General features: G+C 66.0%; 21 protein-coding genes and 1 pseudogene. 11 read left to right on the top strand and 11 right to left on the bottom strand.

Going from position 1 to position 20348, the window contains the following annotated elements; genetic code table 11:
• The first annotated feature begins 59 nt into the window (after positions 1-59).
• The 5 genes from puuE to RXV88_RS02450 all read left to right on the top strand — a co-directional run bounded on the left by puuE (position 60) and on the right by RXV88_RS02450 (position 5852).
• On the top strand, positions 60-1475 hold the full coding sequence (gene puuE, locus RXV88_RS02470; RefSeq protein WP_316290408.1) for an allantoinase PuuE: 1416 nt from the start codon (positions 60-62) through the stop codon (positions 1473-1475).
• On the top strand, positions 1472-2311 hold the full coding sequence (locus RXV88_RS02465) for a bifunctional allantoicase/(S)-ureidoglycine aminohydrolase (RefSeq protein ID WP_316290403.1): 840 nt from the start codon (positions 1472-1474) through the stop codon (positions 2309-2311). Before puuE ends, RXV88_RS02465 begins: the two co-directional genes overlap by 4 nt.
• 112 nt (positions 2312-2423) lie before the next feature.
• A complete protein-coding gene (locus tag RXV88_RS02460; RefSeq protein ID WP_316290401.1) occupies positions 2424-2903 on the top strand; it encodes an ureidoglycolate lyase in 480 nt (159 codons plus the stop codon).
• Positions 2904-2961: 58 nt separating this feature from the next.
• A complete protein-coding gene (locus tag RXV88_RS02455; RefSeq protein WP_316290398.1) occupies positions 2962-4377 on the top strand; it encodes a nucleobase:cation symporter-2 family protein in 1416 nt (471 codons plus the stop codon).
• Positions 4378-4502: 125 nt separating this feature from the next.
• A complete protein-coding gene (locus tag RXV88_RS02450; RefSeq protein ID WP_316290396.1) occupies positions 4503-5852 on the top strand; it encodes an aminotransferase class III-fold pyridoxal phosphate-dependent enzyme in 1350 nt (449 codons plus the stop codon).
• A gap of 124 nt (positions 5853-5976) precedes the next feature.
• Here RXV88_RS02450 and RXV88_RS02445 read toward each other — a convergent pair whose 3' ends face one another.
• Together RXV88_RS02445 and RXV88_RS02440 are read right to left on the bottom strand one after the other, a co-directional pair.
• Positions 5977-7512: an alanine/glycine:cation symporter family protein gene (locus RXV88_RS02445; RefSeq protein WP_316290599.1), complete on the bottom strand. Its 1536-nt coding sequence runs from the start codon at positions 7510-7512 to the stop codon at positions 5977-5979.
• Between the two features lie 32 nt (positions 7513-7544).
• Entirely contained in the window at positions 7545-7979 is a 435-nt protein-coding gene (locus tag RXV88_RS02440; protein ID WP_316290393.1) for a universal stress protein, read from the bottom strand.
• A gap of 45 nt (positions 7980-8024) precedes the next feature.
• Between RXV88_RS02440 and RXV88_RS02435 the strand changes: the two genes are divergently transcribed.
• From RXV88_RS02435 to RXV88_RS02425, 3 genes are read left to right on the top strand one after another with little or no spacing between them, the layout of a single operon-like run.
• Entirely contained in the window at positions 8025-8246 is a 222-nt protein-coding gene (locus tag RXV88_RS02435; protein WP_316290391.1) for a hypothetical protein, read from the top strand.
• 31 nt (positions 8247-8277) lie between these two features.
• Positions 8278-9663, top strand: coding sequence for a cytochrome ubiquinol oxidase subunit I (locus tag RXV88_RS02430; RefSeq protein ID WP_316290389.1), 1386 nt, complete (start codon positions 8278-8280; stop codon positions 9661-9663).
• 4 nt (positions 9664-9667) lie between these two features.
• A complete protein-coding gene (locus RXV88_RS02425) occupies positions 9668-10678 on the top strand; it encodes a cytochrome d ubiquinol oxidase subunit II (protein ID WP_316290386.1) in 1011 nt (336 codons plus the stop codon).
• Here the strand turns inward: RXV88_RS02425 and RXV88_RS02420 are convergent.
• From RXV88_RS02420 to RXV88_RS02410, 3 genes and pseudogenes are all read right to left on the bottom strand, one after another.
• A complete protein-coding gene (locus RXV88_RS02420; RefSeq protein ID WP_316290384.1) occupies positions 10669-10986 on the bottom strand; it encodes a LysR substrate-binding domain-containing protein in 318 nt (105 codons plus the stop codon). The two genes, RXV88_RS02425 and RXV88_RS02420, sit on opposite strands and share 10 nt — an antisense overlap.
• A gap of 127 nt (positions 10987-11113) precedes the next feature.
• Positions 11114-11635: pseudogene (locus RXV88_RS02415) on the bottom strand (LysR family transcriptional regulator); the annotation flags it as partial.
• Positions 11636-11657: 22 nt separating this feature from the next.
• A complete protein-coding gene (locus RXV88_RS02410; RefSeq protein WP_316290383.1) occupies positions 11658-11810 on the bottom strand; it encodes a hypothetical protein in 153 nt (50 codons plus the stop codon).
• Here RXV88_RS02410 and RXV88_RS02405 point away from each other — a divergent pair.
• Both RXV88_RS02405 and RXV88_RS02400 read left to right on the top strand, forming a co-directional pair.
• Positions 11809-12276 (top strand): cupin domain-containing protein, encoded by a 468-nt coding sequence (locus tag RXV88_RS02405; RefSeq protein WP_316290381.1) that lies wholly within the window; start codon positions 11809-11811, stop codon positions 12274-12276. The genes RXV88_RS02410 and RXV88_RS02405 overlap by 2 nt on opposite strands.
• On the top strand, positions 12273-12638 hold the full coding sequence (locus RXV88_RS02400) for a hypothetical protein (protein ID WP_316290379.1): 366 nt from the start codon (positions 12273-12275) through the stop codon (positions 12636-12638). The genes RXV88_RS02405 and RXV88_RS02400 overlap by 4 nt, the downstream gene beginning before the upstream one ends.
• Positions 12639-12718: 80 nt before the next feature.
• Here the strand turns inward: RXV88_RS02400 and serA are convergent, their stop codons facing one another.
• The 5 genes from serA to paaI all read right to left on the bottom strand — a co-directional run bounded on the left by serA (position 12719) and on the right by paaI (position 18779).
• Entirely contained in the window at positions 12719-14314 is a 1596-nt protein-coding gene (gene serA / locus RXV88_RS02395) for a phosphoglycerate dehydrogenase (RefSeq protein WP_316290377.1), read from the bottom strand.
• A 109-nt stretch (positions 14315-14423) separates the two neighbouring features.
• Positions 14424-15578, bottom strand: a complete 1155-nt coding sequence (locus tag RXV88_RS02390) for a phosphoserine transaminase (protein WP_316290375.1) — start codon at positions 15576-15578, stop codon at positions 14424-14426.
• A 226-nt stretch (positions 15579-15804) separates the two neighbouring features.
• Positions 15805-17109, bottom strand: coding sequence for a phenylacetate--CoA ligase PaaK (gene paaK, locus RXV88_RS02385; RefSeq protein WP_316290373.1), 1305 nt, complete (start codon positions 17107-17109; stop codon positions 15805-15807).
• A gap of 13 nt (positions 17110-17122) precedes the next feature.
• Entirely contained in the window at positions 17123-18310 is a 1188-nt protein-coding gene (gene pcaF, locus RXV88_RS02380) for a 3-oxoadipyl-CoA thiolase (RefSeq protein ID WP_316290370.1), read from the bottom strand.
• Positions 18303-18779 (bottom strand): hydroxyphenylacetyl-CoA thioesterase PaaI, encoded by a 477-nt coding sequence (paaI, locus tag RXV88_RS02375; protein WP_316290368.1) that lies wholly within the window; start codon positions 18777-18779, stop codon positions 18303-18305. The genes pcaF and paaI overlap by 8 nt, the downstream gene beginning before the upstream one ends.
• Positions 18780-18911: 132 nt before the next feature.
• Here paaI and RXV88_RS02370 point away from each other — a divergent pair, with 132 nt between their 5' ends.
• The gene (locus tag RXV88_RS02370) at positions 18912-19253 is read left to right on the top strand and encodes a DUF2794 domain-containing protein (RefSeq protein ID WP_316290367.1); all 342 of its coding nucleotides are present in this window, start codon (positions 18912-18914) and stop codon (positions 19251-19253) included.
• A 59-nt stretch (positions 19254-19312) separates the two neighbouring features.
• Here RXV88_RS02370 and speB read toward each other — a convergent pair whose 3' ends face one another.
• Positions 19313-20290, bottom strand: a complete 978-nt coding sequence (gene speB / locus RXV88_RS02365; RefSeq protein WP_316290366.1) for an agmatinase — start codon at positions 20288-20290, stop codon at positions 19313-19315.
• Positions 20291-20348: the final 58 nt, after the last annotated feature.

The raw sequence follows: 20348 nt of genomic DNA, 5'->3' as shown, positions 1-20348 counted from the left end.
CTGATAATGGGCGCGCATTTTATGGATTAGAAAGACAGCCAAACAATGGAAAGTCGCAAATGCCCCGTTACCCCCGCGATATGATCGGCCACGGCCCCACCCCGCCGCATCCGCATTGGCCCGGCGACGCCAGGATCGCCGTGCAATTCGTCCTGAACTACGAAGAGGGCGGCGAGAACAACATCCTGCACGGCGACGCCGCGTCCGAGGCCTTTCTGTCGGACATCCCCGGCGCTGCACCCTGGCCGGGCCAACGCCACTGGAACATGGAATCGATCTATGAATACGGCGCGCGCGCCGGGTTCTGGCGGCTGCACCGCCTCTTCACCGCCGCCGGCATCCCGCTGACGATCTACGGCGTCGCCTCGGCGCTGGCCCGCAGCCCCGAACAGGTCGAGGCGATGAAGGACGCCGGATGGGAGATCGCCAGCCACGGCCTGAAATGGGTCGAACACAAGGACATGCCCGAGGATCAGGAACGCGCCGCCATCGCCGAGGCGATCCGCCTGCATACCGAGGTCGTGGGCGAGGCCCCGCGCGGCTGGTACACCGGGCGCTGCTCGGAAAACACCGTGCGGCTGACCGCGGAAACCGGGCAGTTCGCCTACGTATCCGACACCTACGACGACGATCTGCCCTACTGGCTGCCCGTGGGCGACGGCCACCAGCTGATCATCCCATACACGCTCGAGGCCAACGACATGCGTTTCGCCACCAGCCCCGGCTGGATCGAGGGCGAGCAGTTCTTCACCTACCTGCGCGATGCATTCGACACGCTTTATGCCGAGGGCGCGGCCGGCGCGCCCAAGATGATGAGCATCGGCCTGCATTGCCGCCTGATCGGCCGTCCGGGCAAGATCGCCGGGCTGAAACGCTTCATCGACCATATCCAGGCGCACGATGGCCTCTGGTGCCCTCGCCGCATCGACATCGCCGAGCATTGGGCGCGCACCCACCCCGCCCCGGCCGTCGGGCCGCGGCCGCACTGCATGGACCGCGCGGCCTTCGTCCAGGCCTTCGGCTCGGTGTACGAACATTCCCCCTGGGTCGCCGAACGCGCGCATCATCTCGAACTGGGCCCCGCCCACGACCGCCCCGCGGGACTGGCCAACGCCCTCGCTCGGGTCTTCCGCACCGCCAGCCACGACGAACGCCTCGGCGTTCTCAGGGCGCACCCGGATCTGGCCGGCAAACTGGCGGCGGCCAAACGCCTCACCGCCGAGTCGACGCAGGAACAGGCCAGCGCCGGGCTCGACGCGCTGACCGACGCCGAACGCGCCCGCTTCACCGAGCTGAACGCATCCTACGTCGCCAAGCACGGCTTTCCTTTCATCATCGCCGTGCGCGACCACGACAAGGCCTCGATCCTCGCCGCCTTCGAGACCCGCGTCGCCAACGACACCGACACCGAATTCGCCGAGGCCTGCCGCCAGGTCGAACGCATCGCACGGCTCAGACTGGAGGATATGCTGTGAAAGACCTGCTCGACCTGATCGGCGCGACCTACGCCTTCCCGCCCGGCGGCCTGCCCGACCAGTCCGTCGACCCCGACGGCGCCGCCATCTTCACCGAAGCCTACGCCCTGCTGCCCGCGGGTACGATGCGCGACATCGTGACCTCGCTCTTGCCGGGCTGGCACGGCACACGCGCCTGGATCATCGCCCGCCCGATGACCGGCTTTGCCGAGACCTTCGCCCAATACGCGGTCGAAGTCGCCCCCGGCGGAGGCTCCGTCACCCCCGAACCCGACCCCGGGGCGCAGGCGATCCTCTTCGTGGCCGAAGGCGAAATGAACCTGCAATACGACGGCCTGTCCCATGCGCTGTCGACAGGCGGCTACGCCTATATCCCGCCCGGCACCGCCTGGCGTTTGTCGAACCCGGGTCACGCGCCGCTGCGGTTCCACTGGATCCGCAAGCGCTGGCAGCCGGCCGCGGGCGTGGACACCCCCGACGCCTTCGTCACCAGCGACGCCGCCGAGCCGATCCGCTGGATGCCCGGCACCGACAAATGGGGCACCACGCGCTTCGCCGATCCCGAGGATATCCGCCACGATTGCCACGGCAATATCGTCACCCTCCTGCCCGGCGGGCGCATCCCGTTTGCAGAAACCCACGTGATGGAACACGGGCTGTATGTCCTGCAGGGCACGGCAAAATACCTTCTGAACAAGGATTGGGTCGAGGTCGGCCCCGGCGATTTCATGTGGCTGCGCGCCTTCTGCCCGCAAGCCTGCATCGCCACCGGGGACGAACCGTTCCGCTACCTTCTCTACAAGGATGTGAACCGCCATCCTGCCCTGGCCGTGTGATGTTTCATCTGGTCATAAATATCCCGGGGGTGTGGGGGCTGGCCCCCACTGAAACCTGCGTGTGGGTGCTGGCCCCCACTCCGACGACAAGCATCCGCGGGGCCGTCGTCTGATGCCCGTACTCAAGACGAAACCCCTCACCGCCGCCGCCTTCGCCCCGTTCGGCGACGTGCTCGACACCGCGGGCGATCCGGACAAGCTGATCAACCAGGGGCTCTGCGGGCGTTATCACGACCGCGCGCGGCTCGACTTCGGGCCTGGCGGGCGCGCGGGCATCAGCCTCTTCGACGCCGAACCGCGCCGCCTGCCGTACCGGCTCGAGATGGTCGAGCGCCACCCCGACGGCAGCCAGGCCTTTCTGCCGATGCATCGGAACGCGTGGCTGGTGATCGTCGCCGAACCCGGCCCTGTCCCCGGCAGGGTCCACGCCTTCACCGCAGCGCCCGGGCAAGGGGTCAACCTGCATCGCGGCACCTGGCACGGGGTGCTGACGCCTTTGCACGCGCCGGGCCTCTTCGCGGTGATCGACCGGATCGGCGACACGCCCAACATCGAAGAACACTGGCTGAAAGACCCTATCGACATCCATTGACGCCAAGGCCCGCGCCAGAACGGGCCCGCCCCAACCCGACAGACAGAGGGATACGACCATGAATGACACAAGCATCGGATCGCCGCAGCAGCTGCGCGATCCCAACTACACCCCGCCGCTGGCAAAGGCCGTGCCCCTGGGCATCCAGCACGTTCTGGCGATGTTCATCAGCAACGTGACGCCGGCGATCATCGTCTGCGGCGCGGCGGGCTTCGGCTTTGGCTCGAAAAGCCCCGACTTCCCGCAGATGATCTACATGATCCAGATGTCGATGTTCTTTGCCGGCATCGCCACGTTGATCCAGACCATCGGCATCGGGCCCGTGGGCGCGAAGCTTCCGATCGTGCAGGGCACGTCGTTCGCCTTTATCCCGATCATGATCCCTCTGGTGGCCGGCAAGGGCGTCGACGCCATCGCCGTGCTGATGGGAGGCATCCTGGTCGGCGGGCTCTTCCATGCGTTTCTCGGTCTTTTCATCGGACGGCTGCGCTTTGCCCTGCCGCCGCTGGTCACCGGCCTTGTGGTCACGATGATCGGTCTGGCGCTGGTCAAGGTCGGCATCCAGTATGCCGCGGGCGGTGTGCCCGCCATCGGCACCGAGGAATACGGCAGCCTCCAGAACTGGACCGTCGCTGGCGTCGTGATCGTCGTGACGCTGGCGCTGAAATTCTACACCAAGGGCATGTTGTCGGTCTCGGCGGTGCTGCTGGGCCTTCTGGCGGGCTATGTGGTGGCCTTCCTCATGGGCATGGTCAGTTTCGGCAACGTCGGCCGCGCGGCCCCCTTCGCCCTGCCCAACCCGCTGCATTTCGGGCTCGAATTCAGCGTCGCCGCGATCATCGGCTTCTGCCTGATGTCCTTCGTGTCGGCGGTGGAAACCGTGGGCGACGTCAGCGGCATCACCAAGGGCGGCGCGGGCCGCGAGGCCACCGACACCGAAATCCAGGGCGCGACCTTCGCCGACGGTCTGGGCACGGCGGTTTCGGGTCTCTTCGGCGCGCTGCCCAACACGTCCTTCAGCCAGAACGTCGGCCTGATCGCCATGACCGGGGTGATGTCGCGCCACGTCGTCACCATCGGCGCGCTGTTCCTGATCCTCTGCGGGCTGGTGCCCAAGGTGGGCGCGATCATCTCGACCGTGCCGATCGAGGTGCTGGGCGGCGGCGTCATCGTCATGTTCGGCATGGTCGTGGCGGCCGGTATCTCGATGCTGTCGGACGTGAACTGGAACCGGCGCAACATGGTGATCTTCGCGATTGCCCTGTCGCTGGGGCTGGGGCTGCAGCTGGAGCCCGGCGCGCTTCAGTACCTGCCCGGCACGATCAAGGTACTGGCCACGTCGGGCATCCTGCCGGCGGCCTTCATCGCCATCGTGCTGAACCTCGTGCTGCCCGAAGAGCTGGCCGCCGAGGCGACCGAGGAAGTGACCGGCGGGCTGGCCGGGCACGGCAAAGGCTCGCTGCCCGGCGAATAAGGATAGCCACTCACGGCCAGACCCCCGTCCGCACTGCGGCCGGGGGTCTTTTCTTGTGAGGATAGCAATGGACAGAGGCCCGGCCTCTGGTAGGCTTCCGCCATATTCGCGCCGGAGACCCCGCCATGAAAGACGACAACTTCCTCAAGGAACACAACGCCCGCCGGCTGTGGCATCCCATGGGCCACCCGCGCGAAGTGATGGAGAACCCGCCCAAGATAATCACCGGGGCCAAGGGCGTGCGGATTACCGACATCGACGGACACAGCGTCGTCGATGCAGTGGGTGGGCTCTGGTGCGTGAACCTGGGCTATTCGAACGACGCGGTCAAAGAGGCCATCGCCCGACAGCTTCACGACCTGCCCTATTGCTCGGGCTTCGCGGGCAGCACCAATCCGGCGGCGATTGAGGCGTCGGTCGCGGTGCGCGATTTCTTTGCCGAGGACGGGATCGAACGGGTGTTCTTTACCTCGGGCGGGTCCGATTCGGTCGAGACCTGCCTGCGGCTGGCGCGGCAATACCACCGGCTGCGCGGCGAACCGGGACGGACCAAGTTCCTCAGCCTCAAGAGAGGATACCACGGCACCCATTTCGGCGGCGCCTCGGTCAACGGCAACAACCGGTTCCGGATCAATTACGAACCGCTCCTGCCCGGTTGCTTCCACCTGCCCGCCCCCTGCACCTACCGCAATCCGTTTGATGAGAGCGACCCGGCCGCACTGGCGCAAAAGATCGCCGCCGCGATGGAGGACGAGATCGCCTTTCAGGGACCCGGCAGCATCGCCGCCTTCATCATGGAGCCGATCCTCGGCGCGGGCGGCGTGCTCGTTCCGCACGAAAGCTTCATGCCGCTGATGCGCGAAATCTGCGACCGGCACGGGATCCTGATGATCGCGGACGAGGTGATCTGCGGCTTCGGCCGCACCGGCGACTGGACAGGATCGCGCCACTGGGGCGTGAAACCCGACCTGATGAGCTGCGCCAAGGGCATCACCTCGGCCTATTTCCCGGTCGGGGCCGCGCTGATTTCGGGCAAGGTGGCCGAGGTCTTTGAAAGCTCGGGCGCGGACGGCGCGATCTTTCACGGCTACACCTATTCGGCGCATCCCGTGGGCGCGGCGGCGGTGGTGGCGTGCCTGTCGGAAACGCTCCGGCTGGACACGAAATCCAACGCCGGGCCGCGCGGAACGCAGCTTTTCGAGGGCGTGCGGAAACTGGCCGAAAAGCATGACATCATCGGCGATGTGCGCGGCGGGCACGGGCTGATGACCGGAATCGAGATCGTGTCGGACAAGGCCGCCAAGACGCCGATGGACGCCGAAACCATGCAACGCATCCACGAGGCCACCTACGAGGCCGGCGCGATGGTGCGGCTGGGAATGCACAACATCCTGATGTCGCCGCCACTGACGATCACCGAGGCCGAGGTGGATGCGATCCTGAACGCCCTCGACGCCGGATTTTCAGCCGTCTGACGGGGCTGCTCCTCGGTCCCTTGCGGGCCCTCCTCGCGAGGACGCCCGCAAGGGCGGAGGAGCGGCTCCCAAGAAAAAAGAGCCGGGAATGTCCCGGCTCTTTTCGCGTTGCATCCGAAATAGTTCAGACGAACTTTTTAATCTCGCCCGATTTCAGCCGCGACCAGTAGCTGTCCAGTTCGCGCCGCACGATCGGCATCAGGACGTAAAGCCCGATGATGTTGACCACGGCCATGGCGAAGATCGCCGCATCCGAGAAGTCGATGACCGGCCCGAGGCTCGCCGCCGCGCCGATGACGACGAAGAGGCAGAAGATCAGCTTGAAAACCAGCTCGGTCGTCTTGCCCTCGCCGAAGAGGTAGGTCCAGGCTTTCAGCCCGTAGTACGACCACGAGATCATCGTCGAGAAGGCGAACAGGATCACCGCCAGCGCCAGGATGTACTTGAACCCGCCGATGGACGACGAGAACGCCGCCGAGGTCAGCGCCACACCAGAGGTGTCGCCCACCGTGGCAATCGCGGTTCCCGCCTCGTTCAACATGTAATTCCCGGTCTCCGGATCGCTGATCAGCTGCCCGGTGATGATGATCACCAGCGCCGTCATCGTACAGACGATCACGGTGTCGATCAGCGGCTCGAGCAGCGACACGAAGCCTTCGGTGATCGGCTCTTTCGTGCGCACGGCCGAGTGGGCGATGGCCGCCGACCCGACACCGGCCTCGTTCGAGAACGCGGCCCGCTTGAACCCCTGGATCAGCGCCCCGACGAAACCGCCCGCGACGCCCAGCCCGGTGAAGGCGCCTTCGAAGATCTGGCCAAAGGCCCAGCCGATCTTGTCGTAGTTGATCAGGATGATGATCAGCGCGGTGCCGACATACAGGATCCCCATGATCGGGACGACCTTTTCGGTCACCCTTGCGATGGATTTCAGGCCGCCGACGATCACCGCAAAGACCACGCCGGCAAAGACGACGCCGGTAATCCAGCCCGGGTAATCGCCCAGAACGTTGGTCAGCTGCGCATGGGCCTGGTTGGCCTGGAACATGTTGCCGCCGCCCAGCGCGCCGAGGATACAGAAGATCGAGAACATCACCGCGAGGATCTTGCCGCCGAAGACGCCGCGCTCGGTGAAGCCCTTGGTCAGATAATACATCGGCCCGCCGGAAACGGTGCCGTCCTCGTATTCGTTGCGGTATTTCACGCCCAGCGTACATTCGGTGAACTTGGACGCCATGCCCATCAGACCCGCGAGGATCATCCAGAACGTGGCCCCCGGCCCGCCGATGCCGATGGCCACCGCCACGCCGGCAATGTTGCCAAGCCCCACCGTACCCGAAAGCGCCGTCGCCAGCGCCTGGAAGTGGCTGACCTCGCCAGCGTCATTGGGATCGGAGTAATCGCCCTTCACCAGTGAGATGGCATGGCCGAAGGCGCGGAACTGGATCACCCCGAAATAGACGGTAAAGATCGTCGCCGCGACCACCAGCCAGCCCACGATCCATGGAAAGGACGTGCCGGGAAAGTTGGAAAAGATCAGCGAAACGAACCAGCCGGTGCTGTTGGCAAAGACCTGATTGACCGTTTCGTCGATGGATTGCGCGAAGGCCGCGCCCGGGGCGATGCTGCCCAAGGCGGCGCCCGCCACCAGAAAATTCTTCATTGTCATTGATTTGTATCCCTGTTCACTCTGCATCACGGCACAACGGTGCAGGGCACCGGCGCGCCCTGGACCAGCGATCCGGCGGTCGAGCCGAAGACCCGCGCGGCAATGCCGCCATCGCCATCGCGTCCCACGACCATCTGTGTCGCCTCTGTTTCGCGCGCGATGTCGCAGAGTACCTTGGCGATATGGCCGTAGCGAATGACCGAGGTGACCTCGATCCCGCTGGCGTCGATGGCCGCGAGGGCCGGTTTGATCAGGTGGCTTTCCGCGCGTTCCAGCTCTTCCTTACGGCGCTTGTGCCGTTCCTCGAGCTCTTCCGGCGTCAGAAACGAATATGCGGACCATTCCAGCACATGGGCCACGACCACGCTGCCGCCACCGGCCCGCGCGTGATTGAGCGCGAAGTCAAGCGCACGCTTGGACCCTGCGCTGCCGTCGTAGCCGACGACAAATTTTTCGGACATCCCAGTTCCTCCATTTTTGTGCCTGCGGTCGTTTGACGCTGCAGAATGGGTGATCGTAACACGGGTGCTTTCGGCAAATCTCCCGCTTTTGACGAGATTGGCAGTCGGATTTCCGGTTTTGCGAGTAATTCCATCGCCGAAACGCAAAAAGCGCCGAAACCGGGCGATCCGGCCACCATGGCGCGCCGGCGTGTCGCGACCCCGGCCCATGCGCCTTTTGTCGCAACCGAAAGACATCTCGCAAATGCAGCTTATCTGCTGGCGTGAACCTGAATGACACGCCTGGAGGGCAAGCCTGATGGATACCTTGATGCTGTCGCGCATCCAGTTTGGTGCGAACATCTCATTTCACATCCTCTTCCCGACGATCACCATCGCGTTGGGCTGGGTGCTGCTGTTCTTCAAGCTGCGCTACAACCGGACCGGCGACATCAAGTGGATGGAATCCTACCGGTTCTGGGTGAAGATCTTTGCGCTCTCCTTCGCCATGGGCGTGGTCAGCGGGATCACCATGTCGTTCCAGTTCGGCACCAACTGGCCGGGCTTCATGGAGACCGTGGGCAACATCGCCGGGCCGCTGCTGGCCTACGAGGTGATGACCGCCTTCTTCCTCGAAGCGGTGTTCCTGGGCATCATGCTTTTCGGCTTTTCCCGGGTGCCAGGCTGGTTGCACACCATGGCGACCTTCCTGGTTGCCTTCGGGACGACCATGTCGGCCTTCTGGATCATCGTGCTGAACAGCTGGATGCACACGCCCGTGGGCTTCGAGATGCGCGAGGGCGTGGCCCATTCGACCGACTGGCTGGCGATCGTCTTCAACCCGTCGATGCCCTACCGGTTCACGCATATGCTGCTGGCGTCGGGCCTGACGGTGGCGTTTCTGATCGCCGGGCTGTCGGCCTTCCGCTGGCTGATCGGCGACCGGGGCGACGCGGTGCGCGCCAGCCTCGTAACGGGGCTGGGTCTGGGCGCGCTGCTGATCCCGGTGCAGATCCTGGTCGGGGACATGCATGGGCTCAACACGCTGGAACACCAACCTCAGAAGGTCGCCGCGATGGAGGGCAACTGGGACACCCAGCCCAACGTGCCGCTGATCCTCTTTGCCCTGCCGAACGAAAAGACCCGCTCGAACGACTACCAGATCGGCATTCCGAACGGCGCTTCGCTGATCCTCAAGCACAGCGCCGACGGCGTCGTACCGGGGCTGAACGATTTCGTCACCGAAGACGGCGAGGTGCTGCACCCGCCCGTGGCGCCGGTCTTTTTCAGCTTCCGCATCATGATCGGCACAGGCGTGGCGATGCTGCTGCTCAGCTGGGCCTCGGTCGGGTTCATGGCGCGGCGCAAGCGCGGGGCCGAGGGGCTGCCCAAGCCGCTGCTCTGGGCGATGGTGCCGATGGCCTTCTCGGGCTGGGTCGCCACGCTCGCCGGCTGGTACACCACCGAGATCGGCCGCCAGCCCTGGCTGGTGCAGGGCGTGCTGACCACCGAACAGGCCGTGGCCGCGGTGCCCGCGCCGATGGTGGGCACGACGCTGGCCGCCTATCTGGTGATCTATGCGCTGCTGTTGGGCACCTATGTCAGCGTGCTGTTCTATCTGGCCCGCAAGGCGGCCCTTGGCGAAGGCGTCGCCATGCGCCCGGCCTCCGGGCAAGCCATCCCGGCCTCGATGCCGGCGGAGTGACGACATGACCCTTTTTGGCGATCCGGCCGTCTGGCTGCCCTTCACCTTCGCGGCGCTCATGGGCCTGTCGATCCTGATCTACGTGGTGCTGGACGGGTTCGACCTGGGCGTCGGCATCCTGTTCCCGCTGGCTGACGACGCCGAGAAAGACCGCATGGTCGCCTCGATCGGCCCGTTCTGGGACGCCAACGAAACCTGGCTCGTGCTGGCCATCGGCATTCTGCTGGTGGCCTTCCCGACCGCGCATGGCACGATCCTGACGGCGCTTTATCTGCCCGTGGCGATCATGCTGATCGGCCTGATCCTGCGCGGTGTGGCGTTCGAGTTCCGCGCCAAGGCCCCGGCGCGCTGGAAGGCGCTTTGGAACAAAGCGTTCTTCGCGGGCAGCCTGATGACCGCGCTCAGCCAGGGATACATGCTGGGCCTCTATATCATGGGGCTTCAGGTGACCTGGTTCACGCTGGGCTTCGCCACGATCACCGCCGTTTTCCTGACCGTCGCCTACAGCTTCATCGGCGCCAACTGGCTGATTCTGAAGACCAGCGAGGCCTTGCAGCGCAAGGCGGTCCGCTGGGCGCGGGGCGGGATCTGGGGCGTGGTTCTGGGGCTGGGCGCGGTATCGGTCACGTCGCCATTCGTGTCCGACCGCATCTTCGCCAAGTGGTTCTCCATCCCCGAGGTGTTCCTGCTGGCCCCCCTGCCGATCATGTCGGGCGTGATGGTGTTCATCCTGTGGTACGCGCTGCGCCACCTTCCGGCCGAGGGCGACCGCTGGGCATGGGTGCCGTTCGTGACCTCAATCACCCTGTTCGTGCTGGGGTTCTTCGGGATGGCCTATTCGTTTTATCCTTACGTGGTGCCGGAACAGCTGACGCTCTACGAGGCTGCAAGCGCGCCCGAAAGCCTCTTCATCATCCTGATCGGGACCTGTGTCGTACTGCCGATGATCGCGGGCTACACCGCGTTGTCCTACGTGATCTTCCGCGGCAAGGCGACAGAGCTGCGCTACGACTGACGCGCAGCCCCCGCGCCATCGTCATCGAGCGGCGCCATCAGCGTCGCGATCTGCTCGCGCAGCCAGCGATGCGCTGGCGTTGCATCGGCGCGCTTGTGCCAGACCATGCAGATTTGCACCCGCGCGATGGGCATCGGCGGCTCGTAAATCTCGAATCCCGCGCGCGGGGCCATGCGTTTGGCCAGCTGGTGGGGAATGATCGCGATCAGGTCGCTTTGGGACACGATGTTGTAGACGCCCGAGAACACCGGCATCGTCAGAACCACCCGCCGCTCGCGCCCCACGGCCGCCAGCGCGGCTTCGCCCATCGCCCATCGCCCTGAGATTACCCTCGGGCGAAAAGAGCACATGACCGAGGTCGCAGAACAAGTCGAGCGGCACCACATCGCCCGGCCGCACCCCATTGCGCATCAGGCGCGGGTGGCCCTTGCGCGCGATGACCACAAAGCCCGACCGAAACAGCCGCTGATGGGCAAGCCAGTCGGGAAAGGCGATCTCGGGGATCAGCGCCATATCGACCTGATAGCGGTCGAGCGTGTCGATGTAGCTGTCGGGCACCAGATCGACCAGCTGCACCCGGATCGACGGGGCGCGGGCCGCGACATGCTCGGCCAGCTGCGGCATCAGCAGCTCGGCAAAGAAATCGCTGCCGGAGATCTTGAAGCTGGCATCGGCGCGGGACGGATCGAAGGCGGCGGGACCGGCCAGCAGGGTCTGCAGCTCATCGAGCTGGCGGTGCAGCGGGTCGCGCAGGGACAGGGCGAAGTCGGTGGGCACCATGTGCCGCCCGTGCCGCACGAGGATCGGATCGCCCAGCGCGTGACGCAGCCGCCCCAGCGCCGCCGAGACCGCTGGCTGCGACAGGCCGATGCGCTGCCCCGCTGCAGTCGTCGAGCCGGTGGTCAGCAGCGCATCCAGAACGCGCAGGAGGTTCAGATCGAAGGTCGCAAAATTCATTTGGTGAATTACTACCATCAGATCAATCGATTTCATAAATGATTTTCGCCGCGCTACCCTGAGCCTGCGCAGCGGAAAGACGCCGCGCATCATCCAACGGGACGACACCCCGCCACGGGCGCGCGCCGCGCGCCTGCCGGGACAGCTCGTCCCGATCCTTCAGGAGAAGAGCCATGAAAGACATCATTCTCGGACCCGACGCTTTCGAGTGGCAGGGCACCTATTACAAGACGATCCTGCCCACGGCAGAGACGGATGGCGCCATGTCGATCACCGACAGCGTCAGCCCGGCGCTCAGCGGCCCGCCCCGCCACATCCATCACGACGCCGACGAGACCTTTGTCGTCCTGTCGGGCGAGGCGACTTTCTGGGTCGAGGGCGAGACATTCGTGCGCGGGCCCGGTCAGACCGCCTTTGTTCCGCGGGGCGCCGAGCATTGCTTTCGGATCGAGGGGCCGCAGCCCTGCCGGCATCTGGTCATCCTGACCCCCGGCGGGTTCGAGGGCTTTTTCGCCGCGATGTCTGAAAAGGACTGCCGCATCCCCGAGGACATGCCGGCAATCGCCGAGACCGGAAAGCGGTTCCATCTAGATTTCACCGGCCCGCCGCTGAGCGCCGCCGACCTGGGAGGACAGTCATGAAGGGGCTGGCGTTCGCATTCATGCTGCTGGCGGTGCTGTCGGTGGTGATCGGCATGATCTGGGGCATTCAGATGTCGGCCGGCGGCGATCACACCTTGTCGCCCGCCCATGCGCATCTGAACTTGCTGGGATGGGTCGGCATGGCGATTTTCGCGGTTTATTATCACCTGGTGCCGCAGGCCGCATCGGGCTGGCTGGCCAAGGCGCATTTCGCCGCCGCGCTGGCCGGGCTGGTGCTGATCGTGCCGGGGATCGTGATGGCGATCCAGCAGACCGGCGAAACGCTGGCAAAGCTCGGGTCGGTCCTGAGCCTGCTGTCGATGCTGCTCTTCCTTGCCGTGGTCTGGCGCAGCCGCGCCTGAGCGCGGAAGGGCCGCCCCGTTCAGGGGGCGGCCCGCGATATCCGAGGCCCCGGGTCAGGCCCGGGGCTGCGTTGCGCGGCTCAGGCCACGTCGAATGCCAGCGGCTTGACCTGCTGAAAGAGCCCGGTCTCCTGCAGCTTGCCGATCACCTCGCCCGGAACCGGTTCGTCGACATAAAGCAGCGCGATGGCCTCGCCTTTCGCCTCGGACCGGCCGAGGGTGAAGTTGGCGATGTTAACGCCGTTCTGGCCCATGGTCATGCCCAGCGTGCCGATGATGCCCGGCACGTCCTGGTTGGTGGTGTAGAGCATATGCGCCCCGATCTCGGCGTCGATGTTGATGCCCTTGATCTGGATGAAGCGCGGCTTGCCGTCGCTGAAGACCGTCCCGCCGATCGACCGCTCGCGCTTGGGCGTGACCACGGTCACCTTGATATAGCCTTCGAAGGCGCCCGACTGGGCCTGGTTGGTGGTGCTGATCCTGATGCCGCGCTCCTTGGCGATGAGCGGCGCGCTGACCATGTTCACATCCGGGTTCACCCGTTTCATGATGCCCGCGATCACCGAACAGTTCAGCGCCTCCAGGTTCATGTCCGACACCGAGCCGTCGTAGAGGATATTGATCGCCTTGATCGGCTCGTCGGTCATCTGGCCGATGAAGCTGCCGAGATGGTCCGCAAGCTTGATCCACGGCCCCATGATCTTGGCCTCTTCGGCAGTGACCGACGGCATGTTGAGCGCGTTTTCCACAGCACCCGTCAGCAGGTAGTTGGCCATCTGCTCGGCCACCTGCAGGGCCACGTTTTCCTGCGCCTCGGTGGTGGCGGCGCCCAGATGCGGGGTGCAGACCACGTTGGGCAGGTTGAAGAGCGGGTTTTCCTTGGCCGGTTCCTCGCTGAAGACGTCGAAGGCGGCGCCGGCCACGTGGCCCGATTTGAGCAGCTCGGCCAGCGCACCCTCGTCCACCAGACCGCCGCGGGCGCAGTTGACGATGCGCACGCCCTTCTTGGTCTTGGCGAGGTTCTCGGCGGACAGGATGTTGCGGGTCTGGTCGGTCAGCGGCACGTGCAGGGTGATGAAGTCGGCACGCGTGAGAAGGTCGTCGAGCTCGACCTTCCCCACCTGCATCTTGTCGGCCTTTTCCTGGCTCAGGAAGGGATCGTAGGCGATGACCTTCATCCGAAGGCCACGGGCGCGGTCGCAGACGATGCCGCCGATGTTGCCCGCGCCGATGACGCCCAGGGTCTTGCCGGTCAGCTCGACGCCCATGAACTTGGACTTCTCCCATTTGCCGGCATGGGTCGAGGCGCTGGCCTCGGGGATCTGGCGGGCGACGGCGAACATCATGGCGATGGCGTGCTCGGCGGTGGTGATCATGTTACCGAAGGGCGTGTTCATGACGATCACGCCGTGTTTCGACGCGGCTTCCTTGTCGATGTTGTCGGTGCCGATGCCGGCGCGGCCGATGACCTTGAGGTTGGTGGCGGCCTCGAGGATCTTGGGCGTCACCTTGGTGGCCGAGCGGATGGCGAGGCCGTCGTACTGGCCGATAACCTCGGCCAGCTTGTCCTTGTCCTTGCCCAGGTCAGGCTGGAAATCGACGTCGATGCCGCGGTCGCGGAAGATCTGGACGGCGGCGTCGGAGAGTTTGTCGGAGATGAGTACTTTGGGGGCCATGATTCTGGTCCTTTGGGGGAGTGTCAGGAGCGGTGCGCCGTGAAGGCGCACCCTACATGTCAGGAGGGAACGGCGTAGGGTGCGCCTTTACGGCGCACCGTGCCTTGGCTCAGGCGGCCTGGGCCAGCGCTTCGATCTCGGCGTGGAACGCCCAGTCGAGCCACGGCAGCATCGCCTCGATATCTGCGGTCTCGACCGTGCCGCCGCACCAGATACGCAGGCCTGCCGGCGCGTCGCGATAGGCGCCGATATCCAGCGCCACGCCTTCCGCCTCGAGCCGCTTGGCGACTGCCTTGGCGAAGGTCGCGCCGTCGGTGATGCGCGCGTCGGTGAACTTCAGACAGACCGAGGTGTTCGACCGCGTCACCGGGTCTTCGGCCAGGTTGGCGATCCAGTCATTGGCGTCGCAGAAGGCCCAGACCGCCTGCGCATTGGCATCGGCCCGCGCAATCAGCCCCGTCAGCCCGCCGACCGACCGCGCCCAGTCGAGCGCGACGAGGTAATCCTCGACCGCCAGCATCGAAGGCGTGTTGATCGTCTCGCCACGGAAGATACCCTCGATCAGCTTGCCGCCCTTGGTCAGGCGGAAAATCTTGGGAAGCGGCCAGGCCGGCGTGTAGGTTTCCAGCCGTTCCACGGCGCGGGGGGAAAGGATCAGCATCCCATGCGCCGCCTCGCCGCCCAGCACCTTCTGCCAGGAGAAGGTGGTCACATCCAGCTTGTCCCAGGGCAAATCCTGCGCGAAGGCGGCCGAGGTCGCGTCGCAGATCGTCAGGCCGGCGCGGTCCGCCGGGATCGCGTCGCCATTGGGCACCCGAACGCCGGAGGTGGTGCCGTTCCAGGTGAAGACGACATCGGTGTCGTAATCCAGCGCGGCCATGTCGACGATCTGGCCATACTCGGCGGTTTTCACCTCGGCCTCGATCTTGAGCTGCTTGACCACGTCCGTCACCCAGCCCGCGCCGAAGCTTTCCCAGGCGACCATCGTCGCCGGCCGCGCGCCCAGAAGCGACCACATGGCCATTTCCACCGCGCCGGTGTCGGACGCGGGCACGATGCCGATCAGGTAGTCGTCGGGGATCCCCAGTACCTCGCGCGTGCCGTCGATGGCAGCCTTGAGCCTGGCCTTGCCAACCGCTGCGCGGTGCGACCGGCCAAGCGGCGCGTCGGCGAGGTTCTGCACATCGAATGTGGGGATTTTGGCGCAGGGGCCAGAGGAGAAACGCGGATTGGCCGGCCGCGCAGCCGGTTTTGCAATAGCCATTGATGCTACCCTTCCAGATAAGCGCCCCTCGTTGGGGAGGGGTGTCCCACGGGCGGGGATATCCGCGGCGCGGTGGCGTGGCAAGACGCTTTTTGCCGCTGAATGGCCGGTTTCGGGGACAACGCTTTCGGGCGTGGAGCGGATCGGAAACCTGGGGTGTTTGGGGGCGCTGCCCCCGGCCTGCGGCCTCCCCCGGGATATTTTCGGATCAGTGAAACGGGGGCCGTCAGTCCTTGGGGCGGTTGTCGAGAATGCGGACGGCCTTGCCCTGGCTGCGCGCCACGCCGCCCGGGGCGGAGACCTCGACCACGACGGTCACGCCGACCACCTGCTTGATCCTGGAGGACAATTCCCGGCCCGCCGCCTCAGCTTCACCGGCGGTGGCGGGCAGGTGTTCGACCTTGACCCGCATCTCGTCGCGGTGGCCGACGCGGGTCAGTTCCAGCTGGAAGTGCGGCGCCAGCGCAGTGACGGTCATCAGCTGTTCCTCGATCTGGGTCGGGAAGACGTTGACGCCGCGCAGGATGATCATGTCGTCGCTGCGGCCCGTCACCTTTTCCATCCGGCGCATCGACCGCGCCGTGCCGGGCAGAAGCCGTGTCAGATCGCGGGTGCGGTAGCGGACGATGGGGAAGGCCTCTTTGGTCAGCGAGGTGAAGACCAGCTCGCCCAACGCGCCTTCAGGCAGGACGGCGCCGGTTTCGGGGTCGATCACCTCGGGGTAGAAGTGATCCTCCCAGATGTGCAGCCCGTCCTTTGTTTCCACGCATTCGTTGGCCACGCCCGGGCCCATCACCTCGGAGAGACCGTAGATGTCGACGGCGTGCATGTCGAACGCCTCTTCGATCTGGCGGCGCATGGCGTTGGTCCAGGGTTCGGCGCCGAAGATGCCCACCTGCAACGGCGAAAGGCGCGGGTCGCGGCCTTGGGCTGCGTATTCGTCGAGGATCGACAGCGCGTAGGACGGGGTGACCGTGATGCCCTTGGCCCCGAAATCCTCGATCAGGCGCACCTGTCTTTGGGTCATCCCGCCCGAGATCGGCACGGTGGTCAGGCCAAGCTTGTCCGCGCCAAGCTGGATGCCCAGCCCGCCGGTGAAGAGCCCGTAGCCATAGGCGTTGTGCAGAAGGTCGCCGGGGCGCAGCCCGCTGGCGCGCAGCGACCGGGCGACGACCTGTGCCCAGGTGTCGAGATCGCGGGCGGTGTAGCCCACCACGGTGGGCTGGCCGGTGGTGCCGGAGGACGCGTGGATGCGCGCGACCTGGTCCCGCGGCACGGCGAACATGCCGAAGGGGTAATTGTCGCGCAGGTCGGATTTGACGGTGAAGGGGAACTTTGCCAGATCGGAGAGATCCTTGAGGTCGTCGGGATGCACGCCCGCCGCGTCGAAGCTGGCCTTGTAATGAGGCACGTTGTCGCAGGCGTGGCGCAGCGACCATTTCATCCGCTCCAGCTGCAGCGCGGCAATCTCGTCGCGCGAGGCGATCTCGATCGGGTCGAGCGTGTCGCGTGGCGGTGTCAGGTCTTTCATTTGCGCCCCTCCCTCAGAGCCGTTCCATCACCAGCGCGATGCCCTGCCCCACGCCGATGCACATGGTGCAGAGGGCATAGCGGCCGCCCGTATCGCGCAGGCTGTGCCCGGCGGTCAGCACCAGCCGCGCGCCGGACATGCCCAGCGGATGGCCAAGGGCAATCGCCCCGCCGTTCGGGTTCACGTGGCCGGCGTCGTCGGGCAGGCCGAGTTGGCGGGTCACGGCCAGCGCCTGCGCGGCGAAGGCCTCGTTAAGCTCGATCACGTCCATCTGCGCGATGCTCAGCCCCAGCCGGTCCAGCAGCTTTTGCGTGGCGGGGGCGGGGCCGATCCCCATGATGCGCGGCGGCACACCCGCCGTCGCCGCGCCAAGAAGGCGCGCGACCGGGGTCAGGCCGTGCTTTTCGGCGGCCTCGGGCGAGGCCACGATCAGCGCCGCGGCACCGTCGTTGACGCCGCTGGCGTTGCCCGCCGTAACACTGCCGCCATCGCGGAACGGGGCCCTGAGCGACGCAAGCTTGTCGAGCGTAGTGTCGCGCGGGTGTTCGTCGATGTCGACGACCAGCGGATCGCCTTTGCGTTGGGGGATACTGACCGGCGTGATCTCGGCCGCCATCCGCCCGGAGCGGATCGCCGCCAGAGCGCGAGTCTGCGAGCGCAGGGCAAAGGCGTCCTGGTCGGCCCGCGCGATGTTGAATTCATCAGCGACGTTCTCCGCCGTTTCGGGCATGGAATGGGTGCCGAACTGCTTGTCCATCGCGCGGTTGACGAAACGCCAGCCGATGGTGGTGTCGTAGATCTCGGCGTTGCGGGAAAAGGCGGTGGCCGCCTTGGGCATGACGAAAGGCGCGCGCGACATCGATTCGACGCCGCCCGCGACGACGATCTCGGCCTCGCCGCATTTCACCTGCCGCGCGGCCATCGCCACCGCATCCAGCCCCGACCCGCAAAGCCGGTTGACCGTGACACCCGGCACGTCCTCGCCCAGCCCGGCCAGAAGTGCCGCCATGCGCGCGACGTTTCGGTTGTCCTCGCCCGCCTGGTTGGCGCAGCCCATGATGACCTCGTCCACCGGCAGTCCCTCGGGCACGGCGGCGCGGATGACATGCGCCAGCATGTCGTCGGGCCGGACCGCAGAAAGCGCGCCGCCGAAGCGGCCGATGGGGGTCCGGGTGCCCTGGCAGAGCCATGCCTCACGCATTGTCGTTTTCCTTTTTCGCTGCCGCGTCGCTGCAGGCGCGCGTCTGTTCCTCGAAATGCTGTCCCTGGATGGTGCGCGACAGGCCGCGCATCAGCGCCACCTTGCGCCCATCGCCGCCGGTGACGGTGACGTCGTAAACGCCGGAACGCCCCTGCGCCGCCGTCTCGACCGCCGTGGCGGTCAGCGTCTCACCCGGCTGGCCCGGGCTGAGGAACGTGATCTGGTTTTCCTGCGCGACGGTGACGCGGTTGGCGCTGTTGCAGGCGAAGGCAAAGGCGCTGTCGGCCAGCGTGAAGATGAAACCGCCGTGGCAGATGCCGAAGCCGTTCAGGTGACGGTCCTCGACACGCATCGACAGCACCGCCGTGCCGGGGCCGGCAGATTCGATGCGAAGCCCCAGCCATTGCGAGGCCTGGTCGTTCTCGAACATGACGTCCGCGACCCGTGCCGCACGCTCCTGCGGTGTCATCCGGCCGCTCCCCCTCGTTTCGCCGCTCCCCTGCGGTGCGGGCACGATGCCCAACGGCGCGGCGGGGGTCAAGGCAGGCCGAATTGCGGCAAACCCCTTGATTTCGGACGGCGCGGCGGCAAGTGTGGGGTCATGAACAGCCTCACGCCCTTCCCGATGCAGCCCGGAACGCAAGAGGTGGTGTCGTTTCACCGCAAGGAGCTGGCCGTGATCCTGTCGCTATATGGCCGGATGGTCGCGGCGGGCGAATGGCGCGATTACGGGATTTCGGCCCTGCGGGAGGTCGCGGTCTTCTCGGTCTTCAGGCGCACCGCGGAAAACCCGCTTTACCGGATCGAGAAGCGCCCCAAGCTGCGCAGCCGCCAGGGCGAATACGCGGTGATCGGTATGGACGGCCAGATGCTTAAGCGCGGGCACGATCTGAAGACGGTGCTGCGGGTGCTGGAACGCAAGCTGATCCGGGCGGTCGAGTGACACCGGGCGGTCGCGAGCCCCGGGCTTGACCCGGGGCCTCATGACCGGGACGTCGCGGGTCAGGCCCGGGCCCGTGTTTGCGCGCCAGACAGCATGGCGCACAGGATCTCGAACATGATCGAAACGCCCAGAAATGCAGTGCCGCCCGAGGCGTCGAAAGGCGGCGAGACCTCGACCAGATCGGCGCCGACGATGTTGAGGCCGCTCAGCTCACGGCAGACCTGAAGGGCCTGGAAGCTGTTTGGCCCGCCCACCTCGGGCGTGCCGGTTCCGGGGGCGAAGGTCGGGTCGACGAAGTCGATGTCGTAGCTGACATAGGTGGGGCCGCTGCCGGCGATGGCGCGGGCCTCTTCCATCACGTCGGCCACGCCGCGGGCGAAGAATTCCTCGATCGTGACGATTCGGATGCCGTTGGCGGCGGCGAAGTCGCGATCCTCGGCATCGTACATCGTGCCGCGGATGCCGATCTGGATCACGCGGTGCGGGTCGAGGAGGCCCTCTTCGACTGCGCGGCGGAACGGGGTGCCGTGGGTGTACATCGTGCCGCCGAAATAGGAATGAAAGAGATCGGTGTGGCTGTCGAAATGCACCATGCCAAGCGGTGCATCTTTGGCCAGAGCCCGCAGCACGGGCAAGGACGTCAGGTGGTCGCCTCCGGCGGTGAGCGGCCGGATACCCGCCGCCTTCACGTCTTTGTAGAAGGCGGTGATCCGGGTCATGCTGTCGGGGATGTCCGCCGGGTTGGGGCCGACGTCGCCCAGATCGGCGCAATTGGCGGCCTCGAAAGGGCGCATCCCGCTGACGGCATGCTGCGCACGGATCATGGTGGAGGCGTCGCGCAGCTGGCGGGGCCCGTGGCGCGGGCCGGGCCGGTTGGTGGTGCCGCTGTCCCAAGGCACGCCGATGAGGCCGATGTCGACATCGCCGAAGCGCGGGTGGTCCGGGGTCACCTGTGGCAGGCGCATGAAGCTGGGCACACCGGCGAAGCGCGGCAGGTCGAAGCCGGAGACGGGATGGAAGAAGGGATCGCTTGCCACGGGTGATCGTCCTTTTCTGAGGCTGCGCGTTTGCGGCCGGCGGAGCGAGGGGCCAGCC

The sequence above is a fragment of the Aestuariicoccus sp. MJ-SS9 genome, from assembly GCF_032586235.1.
Classification (GTDB): domain Bacteria; phylum Pseudomonadota; class Alphaproteobacteria; order Rhodobacterales; family Rhodobacteraceae; genus Aestuariicoccus.
The sequence above is the reverse complement of the archived record's forward strand: the minus strand, read 5'-3'. Positions and strand labels throughout refer to the sequence as shown.

Bases quoted from the DNA above. Each gene is read 5' to 3' on its own strand.
- puuE (WP_316290408.1), top strand. From the start codon at position 60: ATGCCCCGTTACCCCCGCGATATGATCGGCCACGGCCCCACCCCGCCG.
- RXV88_RS02460 (WP_316290401.1), top strand. From the start codon at position 2,424: ATGCCCGTACTCAAGACGAAACCCCTCACCGCCGCCGCCTTCGCCCCG.
- RXV88_RS02455 (WP_316290398.1), top strand. From the start codon at position 2,962: ATGAATGACACAAGCATCGGATCGCCGCAGCAGCTGCGCGATCCCAAC.
- RXV88_RS02450 (WP_316290396.1), top strand. From the start codon at position 4,503: ATGAAAGACGACAACTTCCTCAAGGAACACAACGCCCGCCGGCTGTGG.
- RXV88_RS02445 (WP_316290599.1), bottom strand. From the start codon at position 7,512: ATGAAGAATTTTCTGGTGGCGGGCGCCGCCTTGGGCAGCATCGCCCCG.
- RXV88_RS02440 (WP_316290393.1), bottom strand. From the start codon at position 7,979: ATGTCCGAAAAATTTGTCGTCGGCTACGACGGCAGCGCAGGGTCCAAG.
- RXV88_RS02435 (WP_316290391.1), top strand. From the start codon at position 8,025: ATGGGTGATCGTAACACGGGTGCTTTCGGCAAATCTCCCGCTTTTGAC.
- RXV88_RS02430 (WP_316290389.1), top strand. From the start codon at position 8,278: ATGGATACCTTGATGCTGTCGCGCATCCAGTTTGGTGCGAACATCTCA.
- RXV88_RS02425 (WP_316290386.1), top strand. From the start codon at position 9,668: ATGACCCTTTTTGGCGATCCGGCCGTCTGGCTGCCCTTCACCTTCGCG.
- RXV88_RS02420 (WP_316290384.1), bottom strand. From the start codon at position 10,986: ATGGGCGAAGCCGCGCTGGCGGCCGTGGGGCGCGAGCGGCGGGTGGTT.
- RXV88_RS02405 (WP_316290381.1), top strand. From the start codon at position 11,809: ATGAAAGACATCATTCTCGGACCCGACGCTTTCGAGTGGCAGGGCACC.
- RXV88_RS02410 (WP_316290383.1), bottom strand. From the start codon at position 11,810: ATGGCTCTTCTCCTGAAGGATCGGGACGAGCTGTCCCGGCAGGCGCGC.
- RXV88_RS02400 (WP_316290379.1), top strand. From the start codon at position 12,273: ATGAAGGGGCTGGCGTTCGCATTCATGCTGCTGGCGGTGCTGTCGGTG.
- serA (WP_316290377.1), bottom strand. From the start codon at position 14,314: ATGGCCCCCAAAGTACTCATCTCCGACAAACTCTCCGACGCCGCCGTC.
- RXV88_RS02390 (WP_316290375.1), bottom strand. From the start codon at position 15,578: ATGGCTATTGCAAAACCGGCTGCGCGGCCGGCCAATCCGCGTTTCTCC.
- paaK (WP_316290373.1), bottom strand. From the start codon at position 17,109: ATGAAAGACCTGACACCGCCACGCGACACGCTCGACCCGATCGAGATC.
- pcaF (WP_316290370.1), bottom strand. From the start codon at position 18,310: ATGCGTGAGGCATGGCTCTGCCAGGGCACCCGGACCCCCATCGGCCGC.
- paaI (WP_316290368.1), bottom strand. From the start codon at position 18,779: ATGACACCGCAGGAGCGTGCGGCACGGGTCGCGGACGTCATGTTCGAG.
- RXV88_RS02370 (WP_316290367.1), top strand. From the start codon at position 18,912: ATGAACAGCCTCACGCCCTTCCCGATGCAGCCCGGAACGCAAGAGGTG.